Source organism: Desulfovibrio biadhensis (assembly GCF_055388615.1).
Genome location: NZ_AP042477.1, coordinates 1441897 through 1454841, shown reverse-complemented (window position 1 = coordinate 1454841; position 12945 = coordinate 1441897). Strand labels below are relative to the sequence as shown.

Here is a 12945-nt window from a genome sequence, read left to right as displayed (position 1 = left end):
TGGCAAGGCCTCTCCGGCATTGTCTGGAGGCGAACCAAAGGGCGCCCCGGCGCCCTGGACAATACGCGCCGCACCAAGCGTCGCATCCTCAAGGAGTCAATATGACAATCCGTACAACCTGTAGATACCTGCTGTTCGCACTTTTTGCTTTGATGCTGCAGCCTTGCGCTGGTTGGGCAGCGAAGAGCTTTGCTGTGGCGCCCTTTTCCATCAATGGCCCCAATGACTACCAATATTTGAGTAAGGGCATCCAGGACATGATGGTCTCCCGCCTGCACTGGGCGGGGAACTTTGAAACCCTGGATAAGGAAAAAGTTGATGCTGCCACCGGCGGCAAAGCCATTGACGATGGCAAGGCGGCCGCGACTCGCAGCCAGCTGGGCGCTGACTATCTTGTTTATGGTAGCGTGACCATCCTTGGCAAGCAGAGCAGCGTTGACGTCAAGGTCATAGGACCTGACGGCAAAGTCGTTCCTCATACCGCTCAGTCCGAACTCGATCGCCTCATCCCGACGCTGGAAGTGGTTGCGACCAAGATCAACAAGGACATTTTTGATCGTCCCACGGATAGTAGCAACAAGGCCAACGATGTTGAACGCGTCAACGCCATGAACCCCGGCCTGATCCACAACGAAACCAGCCAGAACCAGGAATTCTACCTGAACCCGCAGTTCCGTTATGCAGGTGATGCACAGTCCGAAGGCCGCTTGCGCAGCCCAACGCTGCCTTACTCCGGCACAAGCATTGTTGTTGGCGACGCTGATAATGACGGCCGCAACGAATGCTTCATCAGCAGCGAAGACACGATTTACGCGTACCGTTTCGACGTGAATAACAATATGGAGCCCATTGGCGAATACAGCCTCGGCCCCAGGCTGACCATCATCCGCATGAGCCTTGTTGATTTGAACCGAAACGGCATGCAGGATCTGGTGGTATCAGCCATCTTTTTGCCGGTTGAAATGGACGTGCAGAAGGTCGTCAACACTGCGGATATCAACACGCCCCGCGGGTATGTGTTTTCCTTGGAAGGCAACAAGCTCGTTCCCAAGGAGCAGGACATCGACCTGTTCCTGGCCACAGCGCCCACTCCGCCGAACTTCACCCCCATGTTGGTTGGGCAGCGCAGGGGCCCCTATGATACGTTTGACACCACTGTACATGAAATCGTGAAGATGAGCGGCAAGTACACCCTTGGTGGCCGTTTGCTGCTGCCTCCCAAGGGCAACGCCTTCAACTTTGTGTACCTGCCCCAGGGCGATGCGGACTACAAGATCATCCTTACCAACAAGAAAGACAGACTCGAAGTCTACAATCGCTCCGGCGGGCTGGAATTCACCACGGACAATATCTACTCCGGCTCCAGCCTCGGTGTTGTGGACCCACGGGACAAGTTCCACATGAAGGACGATCTGATCATGAACGCGCCCTATTATATTCCGCTGCGCATGCTGCCGGTGGATCTTAATGGCGACGGTTCCTACGAGCTGATCGTGAACCACCCCATTTCTGTGGCTGCCATGTTCTTTGATCGCTACCGCAACTTCCCGCAGGGTGAAATACACTGCCTGTACTGGGACGGCGTGGGTATGACCCTGGTATGGAAAACCCGCCGCATCAAGGGCTCCGTTGCTGACTACGGCGTGGCGGACATCAACAACGACGGCATCAAGGACCTCTATGTCCTGGTCAACACCCACCCGGGCATGGTTGGCATGGGGCGTAAGCGCACTGCAGTGCTGATCTACCCCCTGGATACGTCCAAGACCGACAGCACAACGCCGGTTAACAGCGAGTTCACAGAGGAGCAATAAGCCTCCTCCAGGACATATCACGCAAATATGACGGCCGGGGTATTTCACCCCGGCCGTTTTTTTTCGCCTTGTATAAGAGAGCACTCCACCCCTTAAACCGCAATCATTGCCGCGATACAAACGTGTCGCACTCCAACATACGCCATTGCACAGCACGTGACACTTCGCCGACTACACAAATAATCAAGGGGAGATACTGCGCGAGATTGCGTCATACAAACCGGCTAAAAGCGCAAGAAAGGTTGCTGATCAATTGCGGTGCAAAATCAATTAATCAAATGTGGCAGGAACAGAAAGAGATCGGGGAACAGCAGCATAAGTGCTACGCAGACGACATAGCTGAACAAAAAGTAGGTTATGCCCCGAAAGACATGGGTCATGGGCACTTCCGGCGCCATGGAGGAGACGATAAAAACGCTGACCCCAACCGGGGGCGTGGCTGCACCCATGGTCGTGACCACTGTAATCAGCAGTGAAAACCACAGCGGGTCATAGCCCAACCCTTCCGCCAGGGGAAAAAAGATCGGTATGGTTATGAGCAGCAAAGCCAGCGCATCCATGATCATGCCGCCAAAGACATAAACCAGGCAGACCAGAAGCATGATGACCCAGGCGGGAATGGGCAAGGAAGAGACCCAGTCCGCAGCTTCGAAAGGCAACCGCGTTACGGCCAGGAAACGTCCAAAAAGCACCGCCCCCGTGATGATCATGAAGATCATGCTCGAAACACGCAGTGTATCTTCCACAGAGGCCCACAACCGCTTCCAGGTGAATTGCCCGCTCACAGCGCTGATGCCGATGGACAGCAGGGAACCGGCGGCGCCGGCCTCACTGGGCGTAAAAAAGCCGGCGAACAGGCCGCCCATTACCAGGGAAAACAGCACGATCATTTCTATGGAGCCTGGCAGGGAAGCGAACTTGTCACGCCAGGAGGTGCGCTCACCAGCCGGCCCCCACGAAGGGTGCAGCCGGCAAAGCGTAGCAATGGTCAGCAGGAACATGCCCACCAGCAGCACGCCCGGCAGCATGCCGCCCCAAAAAAGCTTGGCAATGGACTGCCCGGTCTGGAGACCAATTATCAGCAACACGACGCTGGGGGGGATAACCACGCCCAGGGTGGAGCCGATGGCCACGGAACTGGTGGAGAGGATGGGGCTGTATTTGTACTTCTTCATCTCCGGCAGAGCCACAGTGCTCATGGTGGCCGCCGTTGCCGTGTTGGAGCCGCTGATGGCCGAAAAGCCGGCGCAGGCCAGGATGGTGGCGATGGAAAGACCGCCCCTGTATTGCCCAAGCCAGGCGTATGCCGTTCGATACAGCCGTTTATTGACGCCGGCATGGTAGCAAATCTGCCCCATGAGAATGAACAGCGGGATGACGGTGAGGCCATACGAAGAGAAGACGTTCCACAATTCCGTGCCCAGCATGCCGAGAGCCGCCTGGAGATTGATCATCTTCCAGAATCCCACAAAGCCCACCAGGGCCATGGCAAACCCCACAGGCATGCGCAAAAAGAACAGGCTGAGAATAAGGGCGACTATGCCCAGTATGCCGATGGTCGCGGGACTCATGCCTCGCCTCCTTCGGCCTTGATTTTACGTTTGCCGGTTGCGGCACACCAGGCCTCAATGGCGTCGCACATCAGTGCAAGGGCCAGAAGCGCCACCCCGATGGCAACGGCAAAAGGAAATGGATAATAGGCAATGTGCAGGGTTTCGGAGAGTTCGCCCGTCTCCACAAGGGACCAGGCCCAGACAGCTGTGCGCCATGCAGCCAGGGCGAAAAACACGGCGCAGATCAAATTTGCAAAGACATCAACCAGCTTTTCCGTCCGGGGGCGGAACATGCCGGCCAAAATGGTCAATGCTATATGCCCTTTGTGCTCCTGCGTGTGCCCCAGGCCAAAGGAAGCCACCAGCGCGCCCAGAAACCCTACGATTTCATAGCTGCCCTTTACCGGCACCCACACGGCGCGCGTCACCATATTAACACAGGCAAGCAGCATCATGCCCAAAAGGGCTATGCACCCCACCCAGAGCATGATGGTATTGAGCCTGGAGCTGATGATCCGCAATCGTTGAAGCATCTCGCAAAACCCACAAATCAGATATAATTAACCATAATAAAAGCCCCCTGCACCCTCTTCTGGTCAGACCAGCCAGGGGGCGCAGGGGGCTGTCATACATGGTTAACGCTTCCAGGGCAATGCGCTCAGGGCCATCTTTCGCCGCAGATAACCGAGTTGATCCTGCAATGGAAGCTGTTTGGGGCAAACGTCTTCACAGGCCAGCAGCCCCATGCAGCCGAAAATCCCCTCGTCCGTGCCGATCAGGTCGAAGTAGTCCCGGTCCGTACGGTTATCGCGGGGGTCGATGACAAAACGGCCCACCCGGTTCAAGCCGGCAGCGCCCAGGAAATCCTTGCGCATGCGCGCCGTACCGCAAGCTGCAATGCAGCAGCCGCATTCAATACAGCGGTCGAGTTCGTAAATCTCCTCGGCCACATCGTTTTCCATGCGCTCTTCCTCTGCAGTGGGGTCAAAGTCCTTCTGTGTGTGAATCCAGGACTCGATGCGCTGGTACATTTCACGAAACCAGGTGCCCGTATCCACTGAAAGATCACCCACCAGCTTGAAGAACGGCAGGGGCATCAGCGTGATCTGGTCGGGCAGATCCTTGGTCTTCGTGTGGCACGCCAGACCCGGGCGGCCATTGATTGTCATGGCGCAGGAACCGCACACACCGGCGCGACAACAAAAATCAAACATCAATGACGGGTCCTGTTCCTCGCGGATCATGTGCAATGCGATGAACAGCGTCATGGACTCTGCTTCTTCAAGCTTGAAGATGTCCGAATGGGGCTTGGATGCCGGATCCTGCGGATTATAGCGGAATATTTCGAAAGTCAGCTGCCTGCCCATGGCTTAATCCTCACTCTTGGCTGACGGTTTCTTCTTGCTCGAAGTGGCCTTTTTGGCCTTTGGCTTTGCCTTGGCTGCTTCTTTTGGCTTTGCCTTTGCCGCGGTTTTAGGCGCGGCTTTGCTTTTGGGCTTTGGCGCCGCCTTGGGTGCAGCCTTTGCTTTGCTCTCTGCCTTGGGCTTGCTTTCTGCTTCCTGCTTTGGCTCATCCATGGGGATGATCTTGCCGCCGCCGTAGCCGCGGTCTCCCGGAGGAATCTCAAAGGCCGCGGTTGCCGGCTCGTATTGCAACGTCGGCAACGCTGCGCCCTCTTCCCAATAGGCAAGTGTTCTGCTCAGCCAGTCGCGGTCGTTGCGTTCGGGGTAATCCTCACGGGTATGGGAACCGCGACTCTCTGTTCTTTTCATGGCGCCGTAGGTCACGCACAAGGCCAGACGCACCATGCCGGGCAGCTTGATGGCCAGCGCCAGTTCCGGGTTGGCGCCCTTGCCGTTGGTGCGCAGTCCTATATTCTTGGAACGCTCATGGATTTCCTGCAGCTCATTGACGCCCCGCTCAAGGTCTTTGCCGTTGCGGTAAATGCCCGCGGCCCATTCCATGACGTCATACATGGCGTCGCGCACTTTATAGACGCTTTCGTCGCCGTTGCTCCCGGAAATCAGGGCGTTGATGCGCTCCTGTGTCTTAGTAACCGTATCGCTCACCAGCTTGGTGGGGATGGAGACTTCCGCGCCTTCGAGGAACTGCACCACGTGCTTGCCCACGATGCCGCCTGCGACAACGGTTTCAGACAGGGAGTTGCCCCCAAGACGGTTGAAGCCGTGCATGTCCCAACAGGCGGCTTCACCGGCCGAGAACAGCCCTTTCAGACCGTATGCCGCGCCGGTCTTGTCCGTACGCACACCGCCCATGCTGTAATGCTGGGTGGGGCGCACCGGAATGAGCTTGTGCAGCGGGTCGATGCCCAGGAAGTAATGGCAGATTTCATCCACTTCACGCAGCTTGGTGCGGATGTGCTTTTCTCCCAGATGGCGGATATCCAGCCAGAGATGCTCGCCATAGGGGCTCTTCACGCCCTTGCCCTCGCGAATGTGATGCGTCATCCAGCGCGAGACAACGTCGCGGCTGGCAAGCTCGGCCTTGTCGGGTTCGTAAACCTGCATGAAGCGCTCTTCGTTTACGTCCAGCAAGGTGCCGCCATCACCGCGGCAGCCTTCGGTCACCAGGATATCCGTAGGCACTATGCCGGTGGGGTGAAACTGCACGGCCTCCATGTTGCCCAGGGGCACCACGCCCGTATCCAGGGCCACAATCGTGCCGCCGCCATCGTTGATCACGGAGTTGGTGGAGTTGCGGTAGATGCGGCCGAACCCACCCGTGGCAATAAGGGTGGCGCGGGCGACACAGGCAAACAAACCGCCCGTACGCAAACAGCGAACCACCGCGCCCAGGCAGTTTTCGCCGTCATGGATCAGGGACACGGCTTCTGTGCGGTCCATGACGTTCACGCCCAACTGCGCAGCGCGGTTGTCCATGGTATACAATACGGAGTGTCCGGTGCCGTCCGAGGCGTAGCAGGTACGCCATTTTGCCGTGCCGCCAAAGGCGCGGGCATGGATCAGGCCCCGGTTTTCTTCTTTTTCTTCTTTATCAAAAGGCTTGCCGCCCTTGTAATAGGTATGCATGCCGGGCACTACGCGGTTCCAGGGCACGCCCCAGGATGCCAGGCGACGCATCTCAATGGGCGCTGCTTCTACGAACATGCGCACGACTTCCTGGTCTGCGCCCCAGTCGGAGCCTTTGACCGTGTCTGCAAAATGCACGTCCGGGTTGTCGCCTTCGCCCATGGCGCAGTTGCCGAGGGCGGCCTGCATACCGCCCTGTGCGCATACCGAGTGCGATCTTCTGGCCGGCACCAGGCTGAGGCAAACAACATCAAAGCCTGCTCCGGCCGCTTCCACTGCCACACGCTCGCCAGCCAGGCCAGCGCCGATACACAGCAAATCGGTGTAAATGGTCTGCATGTCAGGCTCCTACGCGGTGGTCAGGGTCAAAAAACGGATCAGAGTCAAGATGCCGATGGTCAGGAAGATGCCCAGCAGGATCTTCTCGATCTTCTTGCCCTTGGCGCGGTTGGCGCGCTTGATAAAACCCCACTTCACACCAATGCGGTAAAAGCCGACGCTGACATGCAACTCTACCAGGGGGAGAAGCACCAGATAGAACAACAACCATTGCCACTGTTGGATGCGGGCTGCGCTCTTGGCTGCTGTGATGGGCAAATCGGTAAGCACCACCCACATATGGGCCGCACCCATAATCAAAATGATCATGGCGCTGCCTGCCTGCACCACCCAGAGCCAGGTGTCGGTATGCCGCAGCATTCTTGCCTGAAGCCAGAAAGATTTCTGCTGCTCGACGCGAAAGGGAACCTTGCGCGCTGCAAGTACGAAGTGCAACAGGAAGATCAGCCCGATGATGGGGCCGCCCAATTGGGCCATATAGGTTGCTTCGAAAAAATACGCCAGCGCGTTCATTGCGCCGGCCCCCAGCAGAACGCTGGATACCAGAATCATATGAGACCACATGAATAGAATGAGCACTGCTCCACTGAGCATCTGCAGCCAGTCCATCCATGCAGCCCCGACGCTGGGCCTTTGCCCAGGCGCCACGGTATGCGCGGCGATACGGGACATGCCTCCTCCCAGGTGCGGCTGACAAGCCTGCCGGTTGCGCCCCTTCTGCCAAAGGAGCGATGTATAGATGTGCTGTCAAGCCACGTCTGGATGCCCGTTTGCCTGCGGATTGTCAAGGAAATGGCGGCACAGCTCATTTTACGGTTTTCTACGTCCTGTCATATCCAAATATTCCAGCCTGGGCTTTTCTTGCTCCAAGAGACGCTTTTGCAGCGACTTTATATTTTTTGTGACCACATCTTTCAAAGCAATATGCCTCTCCGCTTCCCCATCGTCTTCAAACGTCAAAAGAATCATGGCGTCTTCCATTGCTTACGCCTTACTATAGTGCGCATTTACTGTTCCGCCTTCCATACCCGGACAGGGCCCATTATTGCAGTATGTTGGCATATTTCCTATAATGGTTAATACCAATAATCTAGGGCTCTTTCCCAATCCTCTTCCCCTCAGAGAAGAGACAGCATGGATAACGACACAAAACCGTTCACAATTGTGGGCTTGGGCGCTTCTGCTGGCGGTCTTGAGGCTTACGAGGAGTTTTTCACCAGCCTTCCCGCACGCCCGGGTGCGCGTTCATTCTCATCATGCACCTGGACCCCAACCACAAATCCATGCTTCCTGATCTGCTGGGCAAGGTCACGGGGATGAAGGTCGTTCAGGCTGAAGACGGCATGAAGGTTACGGTTGACCGTATTCATATCATTCCCCCGGACACGACCATGAACATAGGTTCTTGATCACCCCTAGCCGCAATCCCATAACGCCTGGAAACAAAACATGCCAGAACACGAAGACAGTGCTTCCAACAATGTGGAAGCGTTGCACCAAGGCCAGGCAGACGCCCTTGAAGCCATCATGCCCATTCTCGATGCGCTGACTGCCTGTGACGCCGCTATTGCCGATGACAAAGAGCAGGAAGCGAGCCCGCCTCGAAGTAAATAGACACATTCCCAAAGAAAAACCGGGAGGGGACTCCTTCAAGAGTTCTCCCTCCCGGCATGCTGTATGCGTATCCGTCAACGCACCAAGGTTTTTGGGCTATTGCAGCCCAGGGCGCCCTAGTACTGAATGTAGGCCATGTGGGTCTGCAGGTATTCGTAGAGCCCGTGCTTGCCGTCCGCACCGCCGATGCCGGACTTGCGCCAGCCGGCGTGGAAGCCCTGGATACCCTCGAAGTGTTCGCGGTTCACGTAGGTTTCACCAAACTTCAGCTCATTGATGGCGCGCATGGTCAGGCCGATGTCATTGGTAAAGATAGATGAGGTCAGACCGTATTCGCAGTCGTTGGAAAGGGCCAGCGCCTCGTCAAAGCCGGAGACCTTCATGACGGGCAGCACCGGACCAAAGACTTCCTTGCGCATCACTTCCATATCCTGGGAGCAGTTCGCCAGCAGGGTCGGTTTATAGAAGGGGCCGGTAGGCATATCCGTGGCGGGAGCCCCACCTACCAGTACTTCAGCGCCTTCGCCCTTGGCGCGTTCGACCATTGCTTCGATCTTGCCCAGGTGATCACGGCTGATCTGGCAGCTCATGTCAGGGTTGGGATCGGCAAAGGGGTCGCCGTAGGTCACGGCAGCCATGGCCTTGGAGAGCTTGTCCATGAACTGGTCATAGATCTTCTCATCAACATAGGCGCGCTCTGCGCAGTTGCAGACCTGACCGCTGTAGATAACGCGGGAGGAGACTGTGGCCTTAACCGCCAGATCAATGTCCGCATCGGCGCAGATGATGACAGGGGCCTTGCCGCCCAGCTCCAGGGAGGTCTTGGTGATGTTCTCCGCCGTGGCGGCGATGATCCGCTGCCCGGCTTCCACGCTGCCTGTCAGGCTGACCATACCGGTGATGGGGCTGCGCACCAGGGCCTCGCCCATGGTGGAGCCGCTGCCCGTGACGATGTTCAAAACGCCCTTTGGCAGTCCGATGGTGTCCACCAGCTTGGCGAACTCAAAGGTGGTGTTCGGGGTTTCGCTGCTGGGCTTGACCACGATGGTGCTGCCCGTGAGCAGAGAGGGCGCAACCTTGCGGGCCATGACAAAGAAGGGAAAGTTCCAGGGGCAGATGCCCACCACCACACCGATGGGCTGGCGGTACAGCAGGATATTTTCGTTCTTGCGGTCGCTCTGGATGACCTCGCCCTCGTACTTGCGGGCCCACCCTGCGTAGTAGTCGAAGTATTCGGCCGTCACGTCGATTTCAACCTGGGCCAGGCCGGAAACCTTGGACTGCTCTTCAGCCAGGGTCTTGGCAAGCTCCACGCGGTTCTCGCGGATGACGTTGGCCATCTTCTTCAGATAACCGGCGCGCTCAGGCGCTGTCATCGCGGCCCATGCGGGTTGCGCCGCCTGCGCGGCCTCAAGAGCCAGCTCGGCGTCTTCCTTGCCACCTTTGGGGGCAACCGCCACAACCTGCTCAGTAAATGGATTGAGAACTTCGATTTTGTCTTTGGAAAGGGAGTCCCTGAACTCGCCGCCTATGTATTGTTGGTACTGCTTCACAGCTGCCAACCTCCTCTGGTTGTCGACTGTCCGGCCCTGCCGCGCGCGGTCCTGCCCCCGCGACCCGATGTCGCGGTGGCGTGTGGCCGCAAACGCATCTGCCGGAAACCACAAATGCAGTCAAAATACCAGGAACCATAGGCTGGGGCAACTTCGGGGCCTACATTGGCGCGTTGCATTCAGATGTTCTTGGCGGCTCTCACACACCTTTTGCAAGGATGTTGTACCAGCATTTCACCACTAAAGAGGGCAGCATTGTGGAACGGTGTTTCACGTTGCGACACAGATACACATAACAAAAGCTTCGGTTATGGAGTCCTTACAACAAAGAGATGCCTATTTCTAGCTGACATAAAGATAACAGGATATGAAAACAAGAGTATCTTTGCTAATAATAACCATGTGCATCAAAAAACACTATTAATCATTACATCAAAATATTTTTTTCGACAATATTACAGTCGTCTCAATATATGGAACAAATGTTCCACAATTATGATTATTGCACGAAAAAGCCGCTAGTAGAGCGGCTTTTTATTCTAAATCTAACATAATGGAGAAAAGCTCTCCAAGGCGCGTCCGTTACACTATTGTAAGGCTCTGGTAGCATACCAGGTCATCTTCTTACACATCCAACTCCAGCCCTACGGGGCAGTGGTCGGAACCCATCTTTCTAGATCGTGCTAAAGGTCTGTTGTTGATCTTGCATTTCTTAGTTTTTGCAATGTTGTATATCTTTGATTTTGGACATAAGCGACGGGCCTATCACCTTCCCTATTCACACACTCATTTACAATGTCATTATCCAATTTTACAGTATTTTCATTTTTCTCAGAAGACAATATCATTATTTTATTACGTGTTCTGTCTTCCCATATATCTTCATTATCCAGGATCCCACTGAGATATTTTTCAATATCATCTGGAAATTCGTTTGGTATATTATCCCTCTCACCATAACCAATTTCCTCTACAAAATTATATATCTTCGCAATTTTATTTTTGACTACCCCCTCGTGGTAAAATGCAATGTAATCTACATCTCTAAAATACCTATTGGGCTGGCAGATATATGCACTATAGAAGGAATCTTCTCCCCACTGAAGATATTCATTCCATGCAAGTCTAGCTGGGACCACTACAACCTGATCTTTAACTGGAAGCAGCCCTTTCTCCTCAAATAACTTATACAAGTTGCTTACTAAAAACATTGTATCACTACAAACATATTCATTAGCTAAAACTTCACTTATTGTCTCTTTCAAATCATAAAATGTCTTGTGAATCAATTTCACATTTGTATTATTTTGTATTTCAAGAATATTTTCTTTATCTCGTTCACATGGCGTTAACACTAAAACACATTTATCCCCTTTTTCATTTTTAAAACCTTCTATATGTCTTTGTATTTGATCTTCAACTATACTATCACATACTATCTTTGTCTCTACTCCAATAGATATATTGGCAGAAATGTAGTAGTCATATACGCTTCCTTGTTCTGGCCTATTCCTAACTTGTGGCATGAAAGAAAATAAATTTTTATCCTCTTCTTCAATTAAGGATGTTAAAATCTGATTAACAGCCCAAAAAGGTAAATGTTGTAATACTGTGAATATTGTTTCCGTAACTACATTTTCTCCTTGGGAATATGTGCTAAAAATTGACCTCATAGTCTCCTCCTAATGTAGGTTAACTATTTATAAATTTTTTATAACATTATACTACAAATCCAACTCCAGCCCTACGGGGCAGTGGTCGGAACCCATCACGTCAGGCTCTATCCAGGCTGCCTTCACCTTGTCCTTCAACTCTTCCGATACGAAAAAGTAGTCGATACGCCAGCCCACGTTCCGGGCGCGGGCGTTGGCGCGGAAGGACCACCATGTATACAGGTCGGGTGCGCCGGGGTTGAACAGGCGCAGCGTGTCCACGTAGCCATGGTCCACCAGCTTATCCAGCCAGGCGCGTTCAATGGGCAGAAAGCCCGATGTATCCTCATTGGCTTTGGGCCGGGCCAGGTCGATTTCAGTATGCGCGGTGTTGAAATCGCCCGTCACCACGATGGGCTTTTTGGCGCGCAGTTCCTGAGCGTGCTCCAGGAAGCTGTCGTAGTAGGCCAGCTTGTATTGCAGGCGCTCGTCGTTCATCTGCCCGTTGGGGAAATAGACATTGAAGAGGTAGAATTGCTCATATTCCAGGAGTAGCAAACGCCCCTCGCCCTGAAAGCGCTCGTCGGGCAACTCGGCAGTATGCTCCAGAAAGGGCGCCTTGGCGTAGCAAACCACGCCTGAATAGCCCTTCTTGACCTGGCTGGAACTCCATACAGAGGTATAGCCGTCGGGCTGGCGGTCCTTTTCCGTAAGCTGCTCAGGGTGGGCCTTGGTTTCCTGCAGACAGACCACATCTGCATCCGCGGCTTGGAACCACTCCCAGAAGCCTTTTTTGATGGCTGCCCGCAGGCCGTTGACGTTCCAGGACAAGAGCTTCATTGCGCCCCCTTCATGCGTTGGTTGATGGGTATCTCAAGGAGGCGCAAAGGTATCAGAGCCCTTTTGCAGGGGCAACACCATCAAGGGTGGATTGCTGGCAATACGGCGTATTTCCTGGAATCGGGCTATCGATTGCAGGAGAACTCAACCGGCTCCAGCAAAGGGCCCGGCAAGTCCCGCAGGAGCATTTGGTCCAGGCAATACTCCAGTTGGGGCTGCCGCCAGGCCGGGTGGCGTTCCACCTCGTCTTTTTTACTTTCGCGCGGCAGATCCAGTGGCAATTCACATTCGACCACACAATCCAGACAAACCGCCCCACCTTCTTGCTCAAAATACAAATGCAGCCCTTGCATTTCACTGCCGCACACCTTGCAAAACACCTGACGCATGTCAGAGCCCTCCTGATGCTATTCATTCATGCTCATAATCAGGGGCGCCTTCCAGACAAGCAGCTATAGTCTGCATAAAAAAAAGAGAGGGCGCCCTTTTCCTGCTGTATAAAATAAGCAAGATCCGGACCGCCCTCTCTT

At 54.5% G+C, this 12945-nt stretch carries 12 protein-coding genes and 1 pseudogene; 3 read left to right on the top strand and 10 right to left on the bottom strand.

Annotated features, from left to right (window positions below; translation table 11 throughout):
* The first annotated feature begins 101 nt into the window (after positions 1-101).
* Positions 102-1814 (top strand): FG-GAP-like repeat-containing protein, encoded by a 1713-nt coding sequence (locus ACZ5EH_RS06355; RefSeq protein ID WP_464277288.1) that lies wholly within the window; start codon positions 102-104, stop codon positions 1812-1814.
* Positions 1815-2080: 266 nt separating this feature from the next.
* Here ACZ5EH_RS06355 and ACZ5EH_RS06350 read toward each other — a convergent pair whose 3' ends face one another.
* The 6 genes from ACZ5EH_RS06350 to ACZ5EH_RS06325 all read right to left on the bottom strand — a co-directional run bounded on the left by ACZ5EH_RS06350 (position 2081) and on the right by ACZ5EH_RS06325 (position 7737).
* Positions 2081-3385, bottom strand: coding sequence for a TRAP transporter large permease (locus tag ACZ5EH_RS06350; RefSeq protein WP_464277287.1), 1305 nt, complete (start codon positions 3383-3385; stop codon positions 2081-2083).
* Positions 3382-3900, bottom strand: a complete 519-nt coding sequence (locus ACZ5EH_RS06345) for a TRAP transporter small permease (protein WP_464277286.1) — start codon at positions 3898-3900, stop codon at positions 3382-3384. The genes ACZ5EH_RS06350 and ACZ5EH_RS06345 overlap by 4 nt, the downstream gene beginning before the upstream one ends.
* A gap of 102 nt (positions 3901-4002) precedes the next feature.
* Positions 4003-4734 (bottom strand): fumarate reductase iron-sulfur subunit, encoded by a 732-nt coding sequence (locus tag ACZ5EH_RS06340; RefSeq protein ID WP_464277285.1) that lies wholly within the window; start codon positions 4732-4734, stop codon positions 4003-4005.
* A 3-nt stretch (positions 4735-4737) separates the two neighbouring features.
* Positions 4738-6756: a fumarate reductase flavoprotein subunit gene (locus tag ACZ5EH_RS06335; RefSeq protein WP_464277284.1), complete on the bottom strand. Its 2019-nt coding sequence runs from the start codon at positions 6754-6756 to the stop codon at positions 4738-4740.
* 9 nt (positions 6757-6765) lie between these two features.
* Entirely contained in the window at positions 6766-7428 is a 663-nt protein-coding gene (locus ACZ5EH_RS06330; RefSeq protein ID WP_464277283.1) for a succinate dehydrogenase/fumarate reductase transmembrane subunit, read from the bottom strand.
* A 138-nt stretch (positions 7429-7566) separates the two neighbouring features.
* Positions 7567-7737 (bottom strand): hypothetical protein, encoded by a 171-nt coding sequence (locus ACZ5EH_RS06325; protein WP_464277282.1) that lies wholly within the window; start codon positions 7735-7737, stop codon positions 7567-7569.
* Positions 7738-7973: 236 nt separating this feature from the next.
* Here ACZ5EH_RS06325 and ACZ5EH_RS06320 point away from each other — a divergent pair.
* Both ACZ5EH_RS06320 and ACZ5EH_RS06315 read left to right on the top strand, forming a co-directional pair.
* Positions 7974-8165, top strand: a pseudogene (locus tag ACZ5EH_RS06320) (chemotaxis protein CheB); the annotation flags it as partial.
* Between the two features lie 40 nt (positions 8166-8205).
* Positions 8206-8370: a hypothetical protein gene (locus ACZ5EH_RS06315; RefSeq protein ID WP_464277281.1), complete on the top strand. Its 165-nt coding sequence runs from the start codon at positions 8206-8208 to the stop codon at positions 8368-8370.
* A gap of 116 nt (positions 8371-8486) precedes the next feature.
* On the opposite strand, the gene aldA is transcribed toward ACZ5EH_RS06315, so the two are convergent.
* The 4 genes from aldA to ACZ5EH_RS06295 form a co-directional block, all read right to left on the bottom strand.
* On the bottom strand, positions 8487-9923 hold the full coding sequence (aldA, locus tag ACZ5EH_RS06310) for an aldehyde dehydrogenase (protein ID WP_464277280.1): 1437 nt from the start codon (positions 9921-9923) through the stop codon (positions 8487-8489).
* Between the two features lie 683 nt (positions 9924-10606).
* A complete protein-coding gene (locus ACZ5EH_RS06305; protein ID WP_464277279.1) occupies positions 10607-11596 on the bottom strand; it encodes a hypothetical protein in 990 nt (329 codons plus the stop codon).
* Between the two features lie 51 nt (positions 11597-11647).
* Positions 11648-12415: an exodeoxyribonuclease III gene (locus ACZ5EH_RS06300; RefSeq protein ID WP_464277278.1), complete on the bottom strand. Its 768-nt coding sequence runs from the start codon at positions 12413-12415 to the stop codon at positions 11648-11650.
* Positions 12416-12540: 125 nt separating this feature from the next.
* Positions 12541-12804, bottom strand: a complete 264-nt coding sequence (locus tag ACZ5EH_RS06295; RefSeq protein ID WP_464277277.1) for a hypothetical protein — start codon at positions 12802-12804, stop codon at positions 12541-12543.
* Positions 12805-12945: the final 141 nt, after the last annotated feature.